The organism is Brucella haematophila (assembly GCF_005938105.1).
GTDB lineage: Bacteria > Pseudomonadota > Alphaproteobacteria > Rhizobiales > Rhizobiaceae > Brucella > Brucella haematophila.
Genome location: NZ_VCPE01000015.1, coordinates 1 through 19348 on the forward strand (window position 1 = coordinate 1; position 19348 = coordinate 19348).

A 19348-nucleotide genomic window follows, 5' to 3' on the forward strand; every position below is an offset into this window, starting at 1 on the left:
AACCCGACGGCCCTGCCTCACGCAGAGCCGCATCTCTCACAGTCGAAGCTTCCATCCAATCAGCCTCTTACTGCTTTACCAACGGACAGCCGCCCTTATCGAGCGGACGGAACGCTTCGTCACCCGGAATGGTGCGCAGAACTTTGTAATAGTCCCATGGTCCTTTGGATTCCTCAGGCGACTTGACCTGAACAAGATACATGTCGTGTACCATACGACCGTCTGCACGCAGCTTCGCATTGCGGGCGAAGAAGTCGTTGATATCCATTGTGCGCATCTTGTCGAGCACCGCTTTACCACTGGTGGACTTTGCAGCTTCAGAGGCCTTGAGATAATTCATGACCGCCGAGTAAACACCAGCATGGACCATCGTCGGCATCTTGCCGTTCATCCGTTCACCGAAACGCTTCGACCAGGCCCGGGTCTGGTCATCATAATCCCAGTAAAAGCCGGTGGTGAGTGTCAAGCCTTTAGCAGTTTCGAGACCAACACTATGGACGTCGGAGAGAAACAGCAGCATACCTGCGATTTTCTGACCGCCCTGAGCAATGCCATATTCATTGGCCTGCTTGAGCGCCGTCATCGTATCGCCCGACGAGTTTGCAAGTGCAATCACGTCAGCGCCCGATGCTTGCGCCTGGAGCAAGAAGGAGGAAAAGTCAGTGGTTTCACGGGGGTGACGCACTGAACCTACAACTTCACCGCCGCTTGCCTTGACGGCTTCTGTCGTGTCCCGTTCGAGGGCATGACCGAAGGTGTAGTCAACCGTGATGAAGTACCACTTCTTGCCGCCTTCCTGCGTCATTGCGCGACCGGTACCATTGGCAAGCGAATAAGTATCCCAGGTCCACTGCGCAGTCGTTGGCGAGCAGGCCTTGCCCGTCAGGTCCGAGGAACCTGCGGTCGACGCCAGAAACGCTACGTCCTTGTCGCGCGTGATCTCTTGAACCGCCATGGCGACCGACGATGTCGGCACGTCGATAATGGCCTTGACGTTCTTCTCATCAATCCAGCTGCGCGCCAGCGTGGATCCGATATCCGGCTTATTCTGATGATCGCCGACGATGACTTCGATAGGCTCCCCATTCAACTTGCCACCGAAATCCTCCACAGCCATCTTGGCCGCAACGACCGAGCCTTCGCCAGCAAGATCGAAATTCATGCCGGACATATCCGTCAGCACACCCAGTCGAACGGGTTCTGCCAAAGCCGGGCTTGCAAGCATCATTGCGGCGAACGCACCCGAAAGCATCATTGATTTCATTGTCATGGTTTTCCTCCTCCCAAATAATAACGGTGTCAGCCCGACTGGCTGCTGCTTTCCGCAATCAGCCTCGCCAGATAAAACTGGTCTGCTTCATAAGGTGCGGCCCAGTTGGCGCGGTGTTCTTGATCAATGGCCCTCTTGGTCATCCGCAGGGCTAAAGGCGGGCATTCAGCGATTGTCTGCGCGAAGAGTTTTGCAGCTTCCACCGCGTCACCCGCTGGAGCAATCTTGTCGCAAAGCCCCATATTGAGCGCGTCCTGCTCGCCGATCCGCTCATTGGCGAAAAGCGCGCGTTTGGCACGCGTCGGGCCGATAAGCGACGACAAGAGGGGCAGTCCGCCCCAACCCAGCGTCATGCCCAGACGGACTTCTGGAAACTGAAAGAAGGCGCCCTCAGCCATAACGCGGAAATCGGCTGCCAACGCCAGAATGCCGCCGCCACCGACGGCCGGTCCCTCGACGGCCGCGATTGTGATCTGCGGTAACAACCGCCACCGATCACACATGACGCCGCCAAGCGACATGGCCGTGTGACGAGAAACGGCGTCCGCATTATTGCGCCACAGATTATCGTCCTTCAGATCGACACCACCCGAAAAGCGACTTTCGGTACCCGTGATAATAACGACCTGAACAGTGTCATCCGCCGACAGCTCATCCGCCGCTTCTATGAGTGCCTTGATCGCTTGTTCATTGAGAGCATTGGCCTTGCCGCCACGGTCATAGCGCGCTACCGCAACCGGTCCTTCGCGCTGAATATCGACTATGGCCATTTCCATCCTCCCAGATGTTTTCGCTTTGACATACTACCGAGTATGTTGCATATTCCAAATAGGTTTGCAACTGCCCTCTTTTGAGGTTTAGTTGCGACCCGGGTAGGAGGAATTCAGACTATGACGCCAGACCAGCGTGCGCTCGACCGCAACCATTCCGTGTTGCGATATCTTCTTGATCGATATGCAGCGGAGCGCCCCACGGCACCATTCGTGCATTTTTGGCCATCGACGGAATGGGATTACAAAACGACCCGGGACCGCGTTCGCCAGCGTGCAGCGACACTGCAATGCCACGGCGTGAAACGCGGCGATCATGTCCTTTGTTTTATGGGTAACGGCCCGGACCTGCTCACCACCTGGTTCGCCATCAATTACATCGGCGCAGTCTATGTGCCGATCAATACCGCCGCACTCGGTCGCCCGCTGGAACATATTCTGGACGATGCCGATGCACCTCTGATGGTCGCGCACGCCGATCTGGTAGAGCGATTGCAGGATGTTGCCCCCGGCAAGCTGCGTAAAGTTCTGGTGGTCGAAGGTGCGGTAGACCGCGCAGTCGCTGGCGTTGAAATCCTGCCTTTGACTGACGTGGAATCCGTCAACGAGACCGAACTCGTTCTCGACACGCCGATTGAGCCATGGGACACGCTTGCCATCATGTACACGTCGGGTACGACAGGCAATGCCAAGGGCGTCTTAACCTCATATGTGCAGCTTTATACGATGGGTCCAGACGCCTTCGATTGCGTCGATGAAACCGATCGCTGCATGATCTGCGGGCCGATCTTCCATTGCGGCTCCACGCTCTATGTCTACGCGATGCTGGCACGCGGACTATCGATTGGTATGATGCGCGAATTCAAAACGCAGCATTTCTGGCAAGCGGTACGGGAAACGAACTCGACCTACTGCCTGTTGCTGGGTGTGATGGCCAGTTTTCTCTTAAAACAGCCGGTTTCATCGGATGATCGCAACCACCCGCTTCGTCGTGCCTTCATTACGCCGTTTGGCGAAGACGGTCCATTGTTCGCCGAGAGATTTGGCGTGGAAGCATGGACCATCTACAACATGACCGAAATCGCCAGTCCGCTTGTTGCTGGTCCCGGCATTACCCAAAAGGGCATCGCGGGAAAGCCGCGCCCCTGGTATCAGTTGCACATCGTCGACGAAAATGACGTCGAAGTGCCGGATGGCACGGCGGGTGAACTGGTCATTCGCTCCGACCGTCCGTGGGCTTTGATGAAAGGCTATTACAACAATCCGAAAGCCACCGTGGAAGCCATGCGCAATGGCTGGTTCCACACCGGGGACAGTTTTCGCAAGGACGAAAACGGCGTTTATTTCTTCGTTGATCGCCTGAAAGATGTCATCCGCCGACGCGGCGAGAATATCTCGTCCTTCGCATTGGAGGCCGAAGTTCTTTTTCACGACGCTGTCAAGGAATGCGCGGCTATCGCAGTGCCCAGCGAGTTGAGCGAAGATGAAGTCCTTATCGCCGTAACGCCGGTGGACGGACAGGAAATTGTCGCCGAAGAATTACTGGATTTTCTTGCAGGTCGCCTGCCTCGCTTTATGGTGCCGCGCTATGTGCGGATTTTGGAATCTCTTCCAAAGACGTCGAGCGGTAAAATCCAGAAGCATATTTTGCGCAGCGAAGGGGTTACCGGAAACACGGTCGACCGCGAGCTGAAGCGCGCAAGTTGATCTGCCAAAGCTCAACACCGATAAATCGAAAGACCTGAACATCATGGACAATTTCGTTTTCAACACAACGCCATCCATCGTGCTGCAGACCGGCGGCCTGGCGAAGATCGCTGATATTGCCGGGCACCTGCTGGGCAAGCGCGTGGTCATCGTGACCGACAAGGGATTGCGCAAACTCGGGCTTCTGGAACCCGCGACAAACGCGCTGGAACAGGCAGGCATTGCCGTTTCGATCTTTGACGATGTGCAGGCCGACCCGCCGGAAAGCAATGTTCTGACTCTGAAAGAGCACATCTTGGCGCATGAAGCGACAGGCGTTCTCGCCATTGGCGGCGGCTCATCAATGGATGTTGCGAAGGTTGCAGCTCTGCTCGCAAAGAGCGGCGAAACGCTCAACGACATTTACGGCGTCAATATCGCACGGGGGCCGCGCCTTCCGCTCGTTCTGGTGCCGACCACAGCGGGTACCGGGTCCGAGGTCACACCGATCTCGATCATCACCACCGGCGCATCGGAGAAGAAGGGCGTTGTCTCTCCACTGCTGCTACCGGACATGGCAATCCTCGACGCGGATTTGACTGTCGGTTTGCCAGCGGCGGTAACTGCTGCAACTGGCATCGATGCGATGGTACATGCCATCGAGGCCTATGCCTCAGCCTCCGCCAACAACAATCCTTTATCGCGCTCATTGGCGCGCAATGCCCTGCAATTGCTAAGCTCCAATATTCGCACTGCGGTCTTTGAAGGCCAGAACCGCGATGCAAGGGCTGCCATGCTACTCGGCTCATTGCTCGCCGGCCAGGCCTTTGCCAATTCACCCGTGGCTGCCGTCCATGCGCTCGCCTACCCGATTGGCGGGCATTTCCATGTGCCGCACGGCCTGTCCAATGCGCTCGTGCTTGCCCATGTATTGCGCTTCAACCTGCCGGAAGCAATCCATATCTACGCGGAAATTGCAGCAGATGTTTTCCCAGAACTTGCTACCATGTCGGCAGAGAAACGCGCAGAAGCCTTTGTTGAAAAGCTCGCAAATCTCAGCCGTGAGCTTGGCGTACCGCAGACATTGCGCGAGGTGAACATCGCGGAAGGCGATCTGCCTCTGCTTGCGCGCGACGCCATGAAACAGACCCGCCTTCTGGTCAACAATCCGCGCAAGGTAACCGAGGCAGATGCTCTCGCGATCTATAAGGCCGCATATTGATCGAGCCTCAGTTGAGATCATAAAAAAGGCCGGTTAAACCGGCCTTTTTCGTTCCAATCAACAAATCTCAAACAGGCCTGCCGCACCCATGCCGCCGCCAACGCACATGGTCACCACCACATAACGTCCATTGCGCCGCTTGCCTTCAATGAGGGCATGTCCGGTCATACGCGCACCCGACATTCCATAAGGGTGGCCAATCGAAATAGCGCCGCCATTCACGTTGAGCTTCTCATTGTCGATGCCAAGCTTGTCACGGCAGTAAAGCACCTGTGCGGCGAAGGCCTCGTTCAGTTCCCATAGATCGATATCATCGATCGTCAGGCCATGCTGCTTCAAGAGCTTTGGCACGGCATAAACCGGTCCAATGCCCATCTCGTCAGGCTCGCATCCCGCAACGGCCATCCCGCGATAAATACCGAGCGGAGACAGGCCACGCTTTTCCGCTTCCTTTGCTTCCATCAGCACGGACGCCGAAGCACCATCCGACAATTGCGAGGCGTTGCCAGCAGTAATATAGCCACCCTGTGCGATGACCTGACCACCGGCAAAGACCGGCTTCAACCCGCGCAAGCCTTCCAGTGTGGTTTCAGGACGATTGCCTTCATCCATGGCCAACTCGATGCTTTTCGAAGATATCTCACCAGTGACCTTATCCTTGATCAGCATGGTAGATTGAATCGGTACAATCTCGGCGTTCAAGCGGCCCGCTGCTTGCGCGGCTGCCGTGCGCTGCTGCGATTGCAGCGCATATTCGTCCTGCGCCTCTCGCGAAACTCCATAACGCGCAGAGACAATCTCGGCCGTCTCGATCATGCTCATGTAAGTGGCAGGCAGATGCTCGGCCAGCCACGGATCGCGCCAGCGATAGACATTCATATGCTCGTTTTGCACCAGCGATATCTGCTCCACGCCTCCGCCGACAGCAATCGTCATACCATCGCCAGTAATCTGCTTGGCCGCTGTGGCGATAGCCATCAGCCCCGAAGCGCATTGACGATCCATCGACTGGCCCGGCACCGAAACCGGAAGGCCTGCCCGCAGCAAAGACGTGCGGGCGATATTCATGTGGGTTGTGCCTTGCTGGAGAGCAGCGCCAATGACGACGTCCTCCACCTCGGCGCCGTCAATGCCTGCCCGTTCGACAGCAGCGGCAATTGCATGTCCAGCAAGCGCTGGGGCTGTCGTGTCGTTGAAAGCGCCGCGATAGGCTTTGCCAATCGGCGTACGCGCAGTTGATACGATTACAGCTTCTCTCATCAGAGCTCCTCCACTGACGCTGGAATGTAAAGCCTTTCGGCTAATCCTCTAAGTTCCGGGGTCAGCGGAACAGGCCGTCGCGTGTCTCGGTTGACATAGACATGCACATATTCACTTACAGCAGCCGTCAGCTCTTCGCCATCCTTGAAGATGCCAAATCCCCACAGCAAACTTGTGTTACCGATATGCTCGACACGCACCCCGACAACGACATTGTCGGGATAAGAAATCTCGGAGAAATAATTCGTTGAATTGCGCGCCACGATGCCGATGGGCGTGGAACCATTCAGCTCCAGAGCGCCTCCCGCGATCAACGACCGGTTCAGTGCCGCATCGCAATATTGCATATAGACGACATTATTGACGTGGCCATAAATGTCCATGTCGCTCCAACGCGTCTGCATCTCGTAGAACTCCCGATAGGCTGACCGGGGTTCAGCCTTAGGGCGCGGCTTTTGCGCCGTCATTCGACGACCTCGTTCGCCCTCGACGTTGCAATGATGCGATCCACATGCGCCAAACCGGCATCGGTTTCGATAGAGTTGGTCATATCATCGATCTGTGTGAATGCAGCGGCAACAGCTTCCGGCGTACGCTCGCCTTTCGGCAGATAAACGCCTTCGCTTTCAACAATCGCCATACGGGCCACGGTCCCTGCACCTGCGAGAAGAACGGTGCGGCTCGGAGCCTCCTCGCTGACGAGGAAAAGAGCGGCAGGAACAACGTTTTCCGGAGCGAGGCGCACCAGCATTTCTTCGTCCAACACATCTCCGGTCATGCGCGTTGCCGCGGTCGGGGCAATCGCATTGACGTAGATGTCGTACTTATCGCCCTCAAAATGCAACACATTCATCAGGCCCACGAGCCCGGCCTTGGCTGCGCCGTAGTTCGACTGACCGAAATTGCCATAAACGCCCGACGTGGAAGTTGTCATCAGGATGCGGCCATAGTTCTGACCCTTCATGACGTCCCATACGGCGCGACTGGCATTGGCCGAGCCAATGAGGTGTACGTCGACCACAGCGCGGAAATCAGCCATTTCCATCTTGGCAAAGCTCTTATCGCGCAGGATCCCGGCATTGTTGATGAGAATATCAATGCGACCGAATTCTTCGACAGCGCGCTTTGCCAGTGCCTGCATATCTTCGAACTTCGTGACGTTGCCTGCATCAGCAATTGCGACGCCGCCCTTGGCGCGAATTTCCGCGACGACCTTTTCCGCCGCCTCCGACGCGCCGCCAGTTCCATCCCGGCTACCGCCGAAATCATTGACGATAACCTTTGCGCCGCGCGCTGCCAGTTCAAGGGCGTAGGCGCGCCCAAGCCCACCACCAGCGCCTGTTACGATTGCAACACGATTTTCGAAAGAAATAGTCATATGATCCTCAACCTACCGTCAGAATAAGCCAGTCAGCAGCGAGTGCTGGCTTCGCTTCGTCTTTGATTTCAACAGTCGCTCCAAAGGTCTGGAGCTGACCATTCCCCTTCGGCTGAACCGATTTGGAGTTGAACGCGCCGCGAATGGAAGACCCCACCTTTACCGGAGCGAGAAAGCGAACCTTGTCGAAGCCATAATTAATTTCGACCGCGCCGGCTGCAACTTCCGGCAATACTTCGCGGCTGAGTTTCGTCAGCAGGCCAAGAACCAGAAAGCCATGCGCGATAGTACCGCCAAAGATACTTTCCTTTGCTGCGCGTTCCGGGTCCGTGTGAATGAACTGATGATCATCAATCACATCCGCAAACCGATCCACAAGCTGCTGATCGATCTTGATCCAGTTCGAATACAGAATCTGGCTTTCCGCGCTTGCATGGGGCGCAGACGCAGCAGAATTAGGGTTTATTTCCAAAATTATATCCTCCAAGCGCTGAAAAATGGACAGCAGTCGCATTAATCAACAACATACTGAGTAGTATGCACTTGAACATGGCTTTGTCTAGTGGCATTTTGCCATCGAAATTTGCTAGGATTGGTTGCCGCTTACCTATGCATAAATCGGAGTAGCAGATGGCTGACAGCCGCCGAAATAACCGAACGGACAGTACCGGGAATGTCGTAATCCTGGAAACAGCCGCTCAGTGCTTCATGGAGCAAGGCTTCTCCACAACAAGCATTGATGATGTGGCGCGCAGGATGGGCTCGACGAAAGGGCGCATTTATCACTACTACTCATCGAAGACGGATTTGTTCTTCGACGTGCATCGGGAAGGCATGGATCGACTGTTCAAGGCCGTTGAACCAGTCATGACGCTGAACGGCTCAGGTTTGCACCGACTTGAGGAGATGCTCATGGCGCATGCGCTCGCCATGATGACCAACGTCGCTTTCGAAGCAGTGGTGGTGCAGGGCGTTCATATGCATAAGCTTGCGGCGACGACACCCGACCAGCGCCGCACACTCAATGAGCTGATCTCAATCAGGCGTCGGTTTGAAGATCTGTTCAAACAGGTCATTCGTGAAGGCATGGAGGATGGCAGCATCCGGAATGTCGACGTATCGGTAGCAGCAAAGGCCGTGCTCGGCGCCATCAACTGGCTCTCAATCTGGTACCAGCCGCGAAGTGTGGAAACCGATGCCGACAGGGTCGCACTCGCCAAGGAAATTGTGGGCATACAGATCAAAGGCCTGCATTCGTGAGAGACGACCAGGCGCCTCTCACTGTTGTTCACGTCGTTAGATAGCCGGGCTCCAAAAGCGCAAGATGATACGCTTTATTATGTCGTAACGAACCGATCAAGTTTGCCCAGCGTCTCCAGACCAAGCTCAATTGCCCCGAAGCCTTTGGCCGTCTGGAACTCAGCGGCTGTGCTGAACACCATTCCCAGGGTCACTTTCGTGAAGCCGTCCTGATCCTCAAACGACGCCCATGCATCAGCATGTTTGGGTCCATTCTCGCCCCAAAGCAACGTATAGCCGAGCCGTTCTTCCGTCTTGACCTCACCGTAGCGGTGGTGGTTCGGGTAGACTGTACCGTCAGGCCCTATCATGTCGAAGACCCATTCGCCGCCTTGACGCAGATCGATCCTCTTTGTGCGACAGGAAAACCCTTCCGGTCCCCACCAAAGCGGCAAAGTCTCAGGGTTCATCCACGCCTTCCAGACCACCCCACGCGGGGCACGAATGACTTTCTGCAACACCATGGTGCGCTCGGCAGCATGGGCCAGATTGTCCAGTCCTGCTCCGAAGCCCGCTCTATAACCAGCTTCCATGTCACCGGACAGCGAAGCCAGTTGCACCGTCACCACAATACTGCTGTGCCCACCGAGGTCAGAAAAAATAGCCGTGACCAATGCAGCCGATTGCTTCACGCCCTCGCAGGAGATTACCTCATAGTTCGCGCTAAGCTTTGCAGGCTGCAACTCCAGCCAGCCGCATTCGCAGTGAATATCGGGCTGACCATTCACCTTGCGTAGAGAAACCTCACGACCGCCAATCCGGGTATCAGCTTCCAGAAACTCCACCTCGACAGCAATCGTTGGCGCCGCCCAGACTGCCCGTGCGGCTGGCGCGGTCCATGCCTGCCAGAGAACGGACACCGGCGCGGCCACGTTTCGCTCAAAGGTCAACGTCGTGAAACGGCTTTCACCGGCGGGTGCTGCTTCGATGCTACTTGGCTTTTGAATTTGTGTCATTTTCGCACTCCTCCATCACACTCATTACAAATGCATCAAGACGATCCAGACGGGATTCCCAGATAGCGCGTTGTTCATCCATCCAGCCGCGCGCCGGTTCCAAAGCCTCGGGGCGGATAGCGCAAGTCCGTACCCGTCCATCCTTGGATGACACAATCAAACCGGCTTCTTCCAGCACGGAGAGGTGTCGCATCACCGTCGGCAGGCGAAGGCCTGTCGGCCCGGCCAGATCTGTCACCGCCGTCGGCCCTCCGGCCAAACGGGTCAGGATCGACCGGCGTGTGGGATCTGCCAGCGCGTGGAACAAAAGTGAAAGGTCTGAATCATGCTTAGCCATATTGCTAACTATTCAGATAACAGCGAAATGCGCAAGAGAAAACTTAGCCATTTAGCGAAGTTTCTCTTGCGCTCGCAGTTCTGTCAGCAGAACAACGACTGACCTAGCCGCAATAGGCGCGGATTATTTTTCCGGTGGTCGGGTCGGTTTCAATCGTTATACGTTCCTGCCGGAAATCCATTGTAACCGGATCGCCCGACTTGACCTGGCGGACGATGGTTGCACCCGTGAGCTGCATGGCAGCGTCGTCCGTCATTTTATCCTTGCCAGCAAGAGTTTCTGCGACATCCTTCTTACAAATCCCACCCGGAGCTTCAGCAGCGGCTGGGGCCTGCTCTTTTTGACATGCAGCAACGGCAAGCAGCAGCACAGCCCCAAACAACAAAGACGCGCGACGCATGAAATCCATGATCAAGATATCCTTTCAGCAATATAATTGGCTACTGGCATCGCATGACCGCGAAACTTCAGTGACCTTGCGAAGGTGCATAATCGCTCTCAGATGACCAGAACATGAACGCGGCGCGATTTCCGGTTGGCGCAACAAATCTGTGCCGGTATGTTTTGCTCCAACAGCGATTGATATCAGGATGAGCATATGAACCTGCACAATGGAAGACCATGGGCGAGATTCCACCCTGCCCCGCTCCCATTTGTCATATGGTTGCTGCTCAACCTTCTGGTGATTGGCGGCCTCGCCTTTTACCAGCGATCAGAATTGTTGTCCGAACTCCAGGCGGCCAGCTTCACGTTACATCGTGAAGCTTCCCAGCGGGCCGTTCAGCATGATGCTCATTTGACAGCGCTTTCAACGATTGCACAATCCAAGGTACGCACTGCCGAGCTCTCACGAGATGACGTGTTTCTCGAGGTTGCTACGACCATCACGCGCTTCTATCCGCGCATAGATGAGATACAACTTGTGCCGATCAATCCCACAACACCCGTCACCGGCACAAGAGAGCTGGAACCGGAATTAACCGCAGATATACGCGCGGCGGCACTGTCGTCGAGCGGGGTCCCCACATTGTTCGCACCGGCAGCGCGTCCCGGGCATTACATGATTGTAAAGCGGAGCCCGAACAACGATGATCCCCACGACGGACTGGCGCTATCGATCAATGCCGACGCCCTTATCAGTTCGGACGATGCATTCTGGCAACGCAACGGTGTCGCACGACGAATTCTCATGCCTGATGGAACGGTGCTTTTCAGCCACCCCGCTTCATTTGGTACAGCGCTCTTTTCCAAGCAATTGGGCAGCGCCTCGCAGCCACTTCTTTTCGAAACCGCAATGAATGTGGGATGGGCTGCTCTGCTGCCACTAGATCAATTGATCCCGCTCCTCGTTCTCACAAACTTGCTGTTCTTCGGAGGACTGGTGATCCTTCGCCAGATAAAACGCACGCGCCAGGCAGAGCGTCGCGCGGAGCTAAGCAGCCTCGAGGCCCGACTAGCCCATGCTTCGCGCGTCAATACAATGGGCGAAATGGCAAGCGGCATGGCGCATGAACTGACACAGCCGTTGACGGCGCTTCTGGCTGGCGCGCAGGCCGGGCGCCGACTATTGAGCCGGAACAACACAACAGCGCTGGCCGATGCGCTTGATGATATGGTGGATCAAGCGCGGCGCGCTTCCGCTATTCTGGACCGTCTGCGCAACTGGTCACGACCGCAACGCAGAGAGAACACACAAGCCGATCTCCGTCTTTCGATGCAAAATGTTCAGACCTTGCTGGCTCCGGAAGCAAAGCGGCAAAATGTCGATATAGAACTTTTGATGCCTGACAGCCCCTTGATGGCTGCAGTAGACCCTGTGGAGATGGAACAAGTCATGTTCAATCTCCTGCGTAATGCCATCGAGTCCTTTCATGATACGGGCACCGGCAGTGATCGGCGGGTCAAAGCTTCTCTGAAGGCTGATGGAAGCGTGGCCATTCTCGAAGTTCAGGACAACGGCCCCGGCGTAGCGCCAGAACTGCTGCCTCGTCTGTTTACGCCCTTTACCACCAACCGTCCTGAGGGAACCGGCCTCGGCCTCGCCTTGAGCCAGCGCCTTGTCGAACGCTTCGGCGGCGAGATTTCCTATATCCCGCAGGAGCGAGGCGCGCTATTTCGCGTCGCGCTTCCTATTGTTGCCGACAGAGAAAGTTTAAGTTGATGGTCCAGCCTGTCTATCTTGTGGATGACGACGCAGCGGTCAGAAAGGCATTGAGCCTTCTGCTCTCGACCATTGATATCGACGTCAGGACTTTTGCCGATCCATCCGCATTCCTTACGCAACTGCCACGGCTGACGCCGGGGTGCCTGATACTCGACATTCGGATGCCAGTGATGACAGGCCTCAAACTGCAGGAGCTACTGGAGGCACAGGCAGTCGACTGGCCCGTGATCATTATTTCCGGCCATGGTGATATCGAAGCCTGTCGCCGCGCTTTTCGCAACGGAGCGGTGGATTATCTTTCCAAACCCGTTGATGAGCAGGACTTGATCGATGCAATCCAGAAAGCCCAGCAATTGCTGGAAAAGCGGTTGGGCAGCAAGGCATTGAAGGCCGAAACCCTTGCCTTGCTCGATGCATTGACCGCGCGCGAGCGTGAGGTTCTGGAGCACATAGCACAGGGCTTCACCACCCGTCAGATTGCGGACGGTCTTGGCCTGTCGCCACGCACCATAGACAGCCACCGCGCCGCCATTGGCGTAAAACTGGGTACCACATCTCAGGCGGAAATGACCCGTCTATGGTTGGAAGGGAACATAAGTCAGTAGAACTACGGATAAGATCGCAAGGGCTACGGATTCAGTTTTTGGACCTGTGGAGTTAGGTAACGTTCATCGAAAACGAGGAACGACCATGATCCGCAAACTTGCAATTATCGCTTTGTCGCTGGCTCCGGCTACCGCTTTCGCCCAAACTCTTCCAACGACGCCCTATCTGCCGCTTGATCTAGCAACCAAAGCCGCTCAGGCAGCGCTGGATGCGTGTGTCGCCAAGGGTAACAATGTAAGCGTTGCAGTTGTGGCCCGCGATGGATCGACAAAAATTCTGCTCAAAGCCGACCTTTCTGGCCCGCACACCGGCAACAGCGCCGTAGGAAAAGCGTTCACGGCAGCAGCTCTTGGCCGCGACTCCGGCGAACTTGCCGAGTTTATCGCTTCAAAGCCAGCCAATAGCGGCATGCGTGATATGGATTCGCGCTTTGTCATCCAGGCTGGTGGGCTGCCGATCAAGATTGGCGATGCGCTCGTTGGCGGCATTGGCGTCGGTGGCGCGCCGTCGGGCGCAACAGACGCAGAATGCGCACTGGCCGGCATTCAGGCAATTGTAGCGAAGTAAAAAGAGCCGTCGGGGCCGTATTTTAATCGGCCCCGATATCACGGTCTTGTAACAGCTTTCCTTTTCATGGATGAAGGCGGAACAATTCGCTCCATCGGCTTGTGAAACAGGGAAGCTCTGATGACTGTTACGATATACCACAATCCGAAATGTGGCACGTCTCGCAATACGTTGGCGATGATCCGCGCGAGTGGAGAAGAACCTGTCATCATCGAATATGTACAAAACCCGCCACCGCGCGACCGACTGGTCGAGTTGCTGAACGCGATGCAGATGACGCCGCGAGCACTCCTTCGCGAGAAGGGCACGCCTTATGCAGAACTGAAGCTGCAAGATTCAAAGTGGACCGATGATGAATTGATCGACTTCATGATGGCGCATCCGATCCTCATCAATCGACCGATCGTGGAAACGCCGCTTGGTACCAAACTTTGCCGTCCGTCAGAACTGGTTCTCGGTCTTCTCGATAAACCAGTTACGACATTCACCAAAGAAGACGGTGAAACAATCACTTACGAAAAAGTGTCACCTTGATATGTGTCAAGCCTCGCTGTTGGCGAGGAAGGCCCGGACACGTTCAGCGACCTGAATTGTCGCGGGCGTATAGACCATCAAGTTGAGATCCGGGCGACCATCGATTGCGAAGGTGGAAAATTCGAGTTCGATCGGCCCAAGTTCGGGATGATGGAGACGTTTGACACCCTCCCCCGACCAGACGACCTCGTTGTCCCGCCACAATGCGGCAAACTCCGGACTCATCTGCGTCAGTTCCTCGACAAGTTGCGCAATTTCGGCACCAGCACCCGCGCGCGCCGCATCTGCCCTGAAGGCACCCACAACGAACCTTGCGACACGCAACCAGTCTTCCTGCGCGGCCTTCACCCGCGAGTCCGTGAACATCATGCGCAGAATGTTTCGCTCGCGCCGGGAACGCTTTGCATAATCCGTCAGGATCATGCTGGCAGCTTTGTTCCAGGCAATCACATCCCAGGTCGCAGTCCTGATGAGCGCAGGGCTATTGGGAATAGCATCAAGCACGCCTTGCAATCTTGGCGTGATGCCGTCTTGCTCTTGAAACCGCACTTCCGGAGGATGTCCGAACGCCAGAACATGGAGATGTACGCGCTCCGGTTCAGTCAGCATCAATCCCTTGGCGATACGCTCAAGCACATCTGCCGACGGCGCGCCGCCACGACCCTGCTCCAGCCAGGTGTACCAGGTCGGGCTGATATTGGCGCGCTGCGCGACTTCCTCTCTCCGCAGGCCCGGCGTCCGCCGGCGCCCGGTTGGAAAACCGAACGACACCGGATCAAGACGCATACGGCGATCACGCAGAAACTGGCCGAGAGGATTATCGTTGACGAATGGCATGCCTAGCCTGTTGGTATTTATACCATGATAAGATCACTACTTTAACATGATTATTTGCCGGTGATAATCCTCTCCTGACAGGAACGGAGAACAAGAAATGCGTATATTTCTCACAGGTGCAACCGGCTTCATCGGTTCACGTATCGTGCCCGAATTGCTTGCCCGAGGCCATCAGGTGCTCGGCCTGACGCGGTCAGATGCTGGAGCAAATGCGCTCGCTTCGGCGGGAGCGGAAGTCCAGAAAGGCACGCTTGAGGACCTTGCAAGCATCCGCGCCGGTGCGGCTCAAGCTGATGCCGTGATCCATACGGCATTCGATCACGACTTCTCCAATTTCATCGCGAATTGCGAGAAAGATCGGCGCGTAATCGAGGCTCTTGGTTCAGTGCTGAAAGGCTCGAACCGGTCGTTGCTGATCACATCAGGCACCGGCATTGGTGATCCCGGCAACGGTCAGCCCGCAACGGAGAACGTGTTCAACCCTCATCATCCCAATCCGCGTATTGCATCTGAACTCGCAGCGCAGCGCTTGCTCGAAGATGGTGTCAACGTGTCAGTCGTTCGGCTTCCACAGGTGCATGACACGATGAAGCAGGGTCTCATCACGCCATATATTGAGATATCACGGGATAAGGGAACCGTTGCTTATGTGGGCGAAGGCCTGAACCGCTGGCCCGCGGCACATGTTCTCGATGTCGCGAAGCTCTATGCTCTCGCTTCCGCCAGAGCAAAGCCTGGTGAGCGGTATCACGCTGTCGCAGAAGAGGGCATCACCATGCGGGACATTGCCGAAGTGGTCGGAACGGGGCTTGGCCTGCCGGTCATCTCCCTTTCGCCTGACGAGGCAACGAACCATTTCGGATGGCTCTCCATGTTCGTCAGCTTCGACATGCCAGCGTCAAGCACACAAACGCGGGCAACACTGGGCTGGGAGCCAAAAGGACCAAGTTTAATATCGGACCTGAAAGAAATGGATTACGGAGCCATTCGACCGTAGAAATCTATCTAAATAACAGGAATTTCGCTTTTAATAAAAAAGTCAAAACAGAAGAATATTTGCAAGAAATAGGCCTCACCGTCACAAAAAAACTCTGATAATTCTGCTTGATTAAGCAAGACAATTTGATAGTAAGGGCGCTCAACAAACAGTCAGGATCACGCCAGAATTCCGGATATGATGAATATTTTTCAAAGCTCCCTGAATATATCGGCCGTTTTGAAGAATGTGTCATCATTTCCCCTGATGATGGATGCCAGATCAGACGATGCCATTGGGTTGCTGCACACATAAGGTTGCAGCGACCCCGAAACTCTCAATCATGACAAAACATGAAGTTCGATCTGGCACGACCGGTCGTTCTTAAAAACGTTTGGGTTTTCAAATGGCTATCTGGACTGAGTTGGCGAGCGCCAGTAACGATGCTGGCGACCAAATATTGTTGCGGCAAAGAGGCGACATCTACGAAATTCGCTACAACGGGCTGGAATTGATGTCGAACATCAATTTCCAATCGGAAATCGTTCTCGCTGAACGTTCCCTGAGGTTTTTGCATCGAACACCAAAGAGAATTCTCATTGGCGGACTTGGCATGGGGTTCACGCTGAGAGCGGCGCTCGACTTTGTTTCGCTGGAAACACAGGTCACGGTGTGTGAACTCATCCCCGACATTGTGGAATGGAACCGCTCATTCATCGGTCATCTCGCTGATCATCCGCTGTGTGATCGTCGTGTCGAGTTGCAGATCGGTGATGTCATGGAAACCTTGAAACAATCCCCTTCAACGTTCGATCTGATCTTGATGGACACCGACAATGGCCCCGATTTTCTCGTGCGGGAACAAAACGACGCGATTTATTCTGGAAACGGCCTGGCTGTGTTGGGCCGCGCATTAACACCAACAGGAACGGCAAGTTTCTGGTCGGCGACAGCATCGTCCAAATTCGAAAACATGCTTGATGCGGAAAATTGGGACTGGAACCGTCACGACGTGTGCCTGATCAACGGTAGAGCGGATGCATTCCACCATGTCTATTCTGTCAATCGAGGCTTGCAGGCTCCTCTGCAATCGCGAAATGCGGGCAATTCCTGTCAATTGATTGGCGCGTAGCAAATCCAGAATGGTAAAGGCGGCTGAATAGCCGCCTTTCATTCAACATCCACATAGCGGCAGCCTTGGCACGCGGGCCCGAGAGAAAATCTACTCACACTGTATAATATGCTAGGCGTGCGGCACGCTGGCTGATAAGTCCACGGTACCAAGTCGTGAAAACTACATAGTCAGAGAAGCAGGCATGATGAGTCACGAAGCCCATGATCCAGGCGGCAAGGTTCGCCTGAAAATCAAGCCGGAAATCAGAGGAGACGCAGTCTTCTCCGAATGTGGCCGATATCGCCGGCTTCTGACGCGTGAATGGGACGGAGCGGATAAGGACGGTTACGTGCTCTGGATTGGTATGAATCCAAGCACCGCCGCTTATGACGTCGATGATCCCACCGTTTTCAAAGAGCAGAAGTTTACGCGCCGCTGGGGTTACAGCCGCTACGTAAAATGCAATGTCATGGACTATCGTGCGACGCATCCGAAAATGTTGCTGGAAGAAGGTGTGATCCCTTGCACTGACGAGAATGTTCAGACAATTCTCCAGCAGGCCAGAGAAGCGGCAATTGTCGTTATGGCCTATGGGTCGCTTCACAAGAAGCTGGCGCACTACGGAGAAATCGTGACGAACACATTGCGAAGCAACGGTGTCACGCTCCATGCGCTGAAGATCACCAACAACGGTTCGCCGGGACACCCGCTATATTTGAAAGATACGAGCGAACTGATCGTCTACTGACGTGTCGCTGACGGCAGGATTCGGAAAATTGACGACAGGTCGGGAACGCAACTGATAAGCAATCCGGGCACTGGCAGACTAACGACAGAAAGACAGAAAATTGACCAAGAACCCTCCTCGCAATCAGGCTGGCTTTGCAACGCGCGCAATCCATGTCGGTCAGGAACCAGATCCGTTGACCGGAGCCGTGATCCCGCCGATCTATCATGCCACGACCTATGTGCAGGATGGTATCGGGGCGAGCAAGGGATACGACTATACGCGAAGCGGCAATCCGACCCGAAACAACCTTGAGCGCTGCCTGGCAGACCTTGAAGGCGCAGAAGCCGCATTCGTTTTCCCGAGTGGACTTGCAGCCGCCGCAACATTGCTGGAGGCGCTTCCCGCCGGTTCGTCCATTCTGGCCCATAACGATCTCTATGGCGGCGTTTACCGATTGCTCGCCGATGTTCGGCCAATCACGGCGGCGCAGAATGTGCGCTTCGTAGATTTTTCCAACGAGGCTGCGCTGCGCGAAGCCGTCGCCGAACATAAGCCTGCTTTGCTCTGGTTTGAGACGCCGTCCAATCCAACACTCCGCATCGTTGACCTGTCATTGGTTGCGGAGCTTGGCAACAAGGCCGATGCGATTACCGTTTGCGACAGCACCTTCTCATCTCCTGCCGGCCAGCGCCCGATCGACCATGGAATCCATGTCGTCGTTCATTCGGCAACGAAGATGCTCAACGGCCATTCGGACCTGCTGGGTGGTGTAGTCGCCATATCGGCGAATGCACCTGCGGGGCTCGCAAAACGGGTAGGCTATTTGCAGAACGCCCTCGGCTCGGTCATGTCGCCGACAGATTGTGCTCTTTTGCACCGCTCTTTGAAAACGCTCGAAATCCGCAGCATCCGGCAGTCGCAAACGGCACTGAAGCTGGCGACCAGCCTTGAACAAAGAGCCGAAGAACTCGGCCTGACCAGAATTGTCTATCCCGGTCTGGCAAGCCATCCACAGCATAAAATGGCCGCCAACCAGATGATCAATTTCGGCTGTGTGATTTCTATCGAAGTTGGTGGTGACCTCGCACGCGTCGAACGCATTTTGACTTCGACGCGCTATTTCCACTTCGCTGTCAGCCTTGGAAGCGTAGAGAGCCTCATTCAGCATCCGTCGTCGCTGACCCATGCGGTTGTTCCCGAAGATCAGAAAAGCCAGCTCGGAATTAGCCCTCAGCTTATCCGCATATCCATCGGCCTCGAAGATCCGGAAGATCTGGAAGCCGATCTTGTGCAGGCATTGATGAACAACCGCTAAGCTCCACGTGAATGCGAAATGGCTGAGCGCATTTATCAGCCATTTCGTTTCATCAAGTATGGCAGGAAAAAGAGATATAGCCCCGTCGCCAGCAATATAAACAGCGGCAAAAGAGGTGAATAAACCACCCAGGATGGCGGCTGGCCGAAAGCCATGGTGGCGAAATTCGCGATCACGGTAAGCGTAAATATAATCGATAGCCAGCGGTGAACCTGCCGGATGGATTTATTCAAGGCCACTTTTTCTCTCCCCTTCAAAAGCCAGCCCTAGGCGTAGGGGCTGGCTCTATTGTTATTCGTCCGCCTTTATCCGCTTCGAGTACTCCTA

General features: G+C 55.3%; 22 protein-coding genes. 11 read left to right on the forward strand and 11 right to left on the reverse strand.

Features of this window, described 5'->3' with window-relative positions; translation table 11 throughout:
• Positions 1-67: 67 nt before the first annotated feature.
• A complete protein-coding gene (locus FGI60_RS19795) occupies positions 68-1270 on the reverse strand; it encodes an ABC transporter substrate-binding protein (RefSeq protein ID WP_138786645.1) in 1203 nt (400 codons plus the stop codon).
• 29 nt (positions 1271-1299) lie between these two features.
• Entirely contained in the window at positions 1300-2040 is a 741-nt protein-coding gene (locus FGI60_RS19800) for an enoyl-CoA hydratase/isomerase family protein (protein WP_138786646.1), read from the reverse strand.
• Between the two features lie 120 nt (positions 2041-2160).
• Between FGI60_RS19800 and FGI60_RS19805 the strand changes: the two genes are divergently transcribed.
• Positions 2161-3747 (forward strand): AMP-binding protein, encoded by a 1587-nt coding sequence (locus FGI60_RS19805; protein ID WP_138786647.1) that lies wholly within the window; start codon positions 2161-2163, stop codon positions 3745-3747.
• Positions 3748-3790: 43 nt separating this feature from the next.
• Positions 3791-4948: an iron-containing alcohol dehydrogenase gene (locus tag FGI60_RS19810; RefSeq protein ID WP_138786648.1), complete on the forward strand. Its 1158-nt coding sequence runs from the start codon at positions 3791-3793 to the stop codon at positions 4946-4948.
• A gap of 57 nt (positions 4949-5005) precedes the next feature.
• Here the strand turns inward: FGI60_RS19810 and FGI60_RS19815 are convergent, their stop codons facing one another.
• Genes FGI60_RS19815 through FGI60_RS19830 form a run of 4 tightly spaced genes read right to left on the reverse strand, consistent with a single transcriptional unit; the run spans position 5006 to position 8052 of the window.
• Positions 5006-6208, reverse strand: coding sequence for an acetyl-CoA C-acyltransferase (locus tag FGI60_RS19815; RefSeq protein WP_138786649.1), 1203 nt, complete (start codon positions 6206-6208; stop codon positions 5006-5008).
• On the reverse strand, positions 6208-6675 hold the full coding sequence (locus tag FGI60_RS19820; RefSeq protein ID WP_138786650.1) for an acyl-CoA thioesterase: 468 nt from the start codon (positions 6673-6675) through the stop codon (positions 6208-6210). Before FGI60_RS19820 ends, FGI60_RS19815 begins: the two co-directional genes overlap by 1 nt.
• Positions 6672-7586 (reverse strand): SDR family NAD(P)-dependent oxidoreductase, encoded by a 915-nt coding sequence (locus tag FGI60_RS19825; RefSeq protein ID WP_138786651.1) that lies wholly within the window; start codon positions 7584-7586, stop codon positions 6672-6674. Before FGI60_RS19825 ends, FGI60_RS19820 begins: the two co-directional genes overlap by 4 nt.
• Before the next feature lie 7 nt (positions 7587-7593).
• A complete protein-coding gene (locus FGI60_RS19830) occupies positions 7594-8052 on the reverse strand; it encodes a MaoC family dehydratase (protein WP_407921693.1) in 459 nt (152 codons plus the stop codon).
• Between the two features lie 164 nt (positions 8053-8216).
• On the opposite strand from FGI60_RS19830, the gene FGI60_RS19835 reads away from it, so the two are divergent.
• The gene (locus FGI60_RS19835; RefSeq protein ID WP_138786653.1) at positions 8217-8846 is read left to right on the forward strand and encodes a TetR/AcrR family transcriptional regulator; all 630 of its coding nucleotides are present in this window, start codon (positions 8217-8219) and stop codon (positions 8844-8846) included.
• Between the two features lie 77 nt (positions 8847-8923).
• Here FGI60_RS19835 and FGI60_RS19840 read toward each other — a convergent pair whose 3' ends face one another.
• The 3 genes from FGI60_RS19840 to FGI60_RS19850 form a co-directional block, all read right to left on the reverse strand.
• Positions 8924-9841 (reverse strand): SRPBCC family protein, encoded by a 918-nt coding sequence (locus tag FGI60_RS19840; protein WP_138786654.1) that lies wholly within the window; start codon positions 9839-9841, stop codon positions 8924-8926.
• Positions 9816-10178: an ArsR/SmtB family transcription factor gene (locus tag FGI60_RS19845; protein WP_138786655.1), complete on the reverse strand. Its 363-nt coding sequence runs from the start codon at positions 10176-10178 to the stop codon at positions 9816-9818. The genes FGI60_RS19840 and FGI60_RS19845 overlap by 26 nt, the downstream gene beginning before the upstream one ends.
• Positions 10179-10281: 103 nt before the next feature.
• Positions 10282-10587: an I78 family peptidase inhibitor gene (locus FGI60_RS19850; protein ID WP_138786656.1), complete on the reverse strand. Its 306-nt coding sequence runs from the start codon at positions 10585-10587 to the stop codon at positions 10282-10284.
• A 387-nt stretch (positions 10588-10974) separates the two neighbouring features.
• Here FGI60_RS19850 and FGI60_RS19855 point away from each other — a divergent pair, with 387 nt between their 5' ends.
• From FGI60_RS19855 to arsC, 4 genes are all read left to right on the forward strand, one after another.
• The gene (locus FGI60_RS19855) at positions 10975-12339 is read left to right on the forward strand and encodes a sensor histidine kinase (protein WP_235889868.1); all 1365 of its coding nucleotides are present in this window, start codon (positions 10975-10977) and stop codon (positions 12337-12339) included.
• Positions 12339-12947 (forward strand): response regulator transcription factor, encoded by a 609-nt coding sequence (locus FGI60_RS19860; protein WP_138786658.1) that lies wholly within the window; start codon positions 12339-12341, stop codon positions 12945-12947. The genes FGI60_RS19855 and FGI60_RS19860 overlap by 1 nt, the downstream gene beginning before the upstream one ends.
• An 85-nt stretch (positions 12948-13032) precedes the next feature.
• Positions 13033-13515 carry a GlcG/HbpS family heme-binding protein gene (locus FGI60_RS19865; RefSeq protein WP_138786659.1) on the forward strand — a complete coding sequence of 161 codons (483 nt, stop codon included), beginning with the start codon at positions 13033-13035 and terminating at the stop codon, positions 13513-13515.
• A 120-nt stretch (positions 13516-13635) separates the two neighbouring features.
• Positions 13636-14049 (forward strand): arsenate reductase (glutaredoxin), encoded by a 414-nt coding sequence (gene arsC, locus FGI60_RS19870; protein ID WP_138786660.1) that lies wholly within the window; start codon positions 13636-13638, stop codon positions 14047-14049.
• Positions 14050-14055: 6 nt separating this feature from the next.
• Here arsC and FGI60_RS19875 read toward each other — a convergent pair whose 3' ends face one another.
• Entirely contained in the window at positions 14056-14886 is an 831-nt protein-coding gene (locus FGI60_RS19875; protein WP_138786661.1) for a helix-turn-helix transcriptional regulator, read from the reverse strand.
• Between the two features lie 97 nt (positions 14887-14983).
• On the opposite strand from FGI60_RS19875, the gene FGI60_RS19880 reads away from it, so the two are divergent.
• The 4 genes from FGI60_RS19880 (at position 14984) to FGI60_RS19895 (ending at position 19021) form a co-directional block, all read left to right on the forward strand.
• Positions 14984-15883, forward strand: coding sequence for an SDR family oxidoreductase (locus FGI60_RS19880; protein ID WP_138786662.1), 900 nt, complete (start codon positions 14984-14986; stop codon positions 15881-15883).
• 385 nt (positions 15884-16268) lie between these two features.
• Positions 16269-16994, forward strand: coding sequence for a spermine/spermidine synthase domain-containing protein (locus FGI60_RS19885; protein WP_138786663.1), 726 nt, complete (start codon positions 16269-16271; stop codon positions 16992-16994).
• 184 nt (positions 16995-17178) lie between these two features.
• On the forward strand, positions 17179-17724 hold the full coding sequence (locus tag FGI60_RS19890) for a DUF1643 domain-containing protein (RefSeq protein ID WP_235889869.1): 546 nt from the start codon (positions 17179-17181) through the stop codon (positions 17722-17724).
• A gap of 100 nt (positions 17725-17824) precedes the next feature.
• Positions 17825-19021, forward strand: a complete 1197-nt coding sequence (locus FGI60_RS19895; protein ID WP_138786664.1) for a trans-sulfuration enzyme family protein — start codon at positions 17825-17827, stop codon at positions 19019-19021.
• Positions 19022-19056: 35 nt separating this feature from the next.
• Here FGI60_RS19895 and FGI60_RS19900 read toward each other — a convergent pair whose 3' ends face one another.
• Positions 19057-19260 (reverse strand): hypothetical protein, encoded by a 204-nt coding sequence (locus FGI60_RS19900; protein ID WP_138786665.1) that lies wholly within the window; start codon positions 19258-19260, stop codon positions 19057-19059.
• Positions 19261-19348: the final 88 nt, after the last annotated feature.

Coding starts and splice junctions, on each gene's coding strand:
- FGI60_RS19795 (WP_138786645.1), bottom strand. CDS start 1,270: ATGACAATGAAATCAATGATGCTTTCGGGTGCGTTCGCCGCAATGATG.
- FGI60_RS19800 (WP_138786646.1), bottom strand. CDS start 2,040: ATGGCCATAGTCGATATTCAGCGCGAAGGACCGGTTGCGGTAGCGCGC.
- FGI60_RS19805 (WP_138786647.1), top strand. CDS start 2,161: ATGACGCCAGACCAGCGTGCGCTCGACCGCAACCATTCCGTGTTGCGA.
- FGI60_RS19810 (WP_138786648.1), top strand. CDS start 3,791: ATGGACAATTTCGTTTTCAACACAACGCCATCCATCGTGCTGCAGACC.
- FGI60_RS19815 (WP_138786649.1), bottom strand. CDS start 6,208: ATGAGAGAAGCTGTAATCGTATCAACTGCGCGTACGCCGATTGGCAAA.
- FGI60_RS19820 (WP_138786650.1), bottom strand. CDS start 6,675: ATGACGGCGCAAAAGCCGCGCCCTAAGGCTGAACCCCGGTCAGCCTAT.
- FGI60_RS19825 (WP_138786651.1), bottom strand. CDS start 7,586: ATGACTATTTCTTTCGAAAATCGTGTTGCAATCGTAACAGGCGCTGGT.
- FGI60_RS19835 (WP_138786653.1), top strand. CDS start 8,217: ATGGCTGACAGCCGCCGAAATAACCGAACGGACAGTACCGGGAATGTC.
- FGI60_RS19840 (WP_138786654.1), bottom strand. CDS start 9,841: ATGACACAAATTCAAAAGCCAAGTAGCATCGAAGCAGCACCCGCCGGT.
- FGI60_RS19845 (WP_138786655.1), bottom strand. CDS start 10,178: ATGGCTAAGCATGATTCAGACCTTTCACTTTTGTTCCACGCGCTGGCA.
- FGI60_RS19850 (WP_138786656.1), bottom strand. CDS start 10,587: ATGGATTTCATGCGTCGCGCGTCTTTGTTGTTTGGGGCTGTGCTGCTG.
- FGI60_RS19860 (WP_138786658.1), top strand. CDS start 12,339: ATGGTCCAGCCTGTCTATCTTGTGGATGACGACGCAGCGGTCAGAAAG.
- FGI60_RS19865 (WP_138786659.1), top strand. CDS start 13,033: ATGATCCGCAAACTTGCAATTATCGCTTTGTCGCTGGCTCCGGCTACC.
- arsC (WP_138786660.1), top strand. CDS start 13,636: ATGACTGTTACGATATACCACAATCCGAAATGTGGCACGTCTCGCAAT.
- FGI60_RS19875 (WP_138786661.1), bottom strand. CDS start 14,886: ATGCCATTCGTCAACGATAATCCTCTCGGCCAGTTTCTGCGTGATCGC.
- FGI60_RS19880 (WP_138786662.1), top strand. CDS start 14,984: ATGCGTATATTTCTCACAGGTGCAACCGGCTTCATCGGTTCACGTATC.
- FGI60_RS19885 (WP_138786663.1), top strand. CDS start 16,269: ATGGCTATCTGGACTGAGTTGGCGAGCGCCAGTAACGATGCTGGCGAC.
- FGI60_RS19890 (WP_235889869.1), top strand. CDS start 17,179: ATGATGAGTCACGAAGCCCATGATCCAGGCGGCAAGGTTCGCCTGAAA.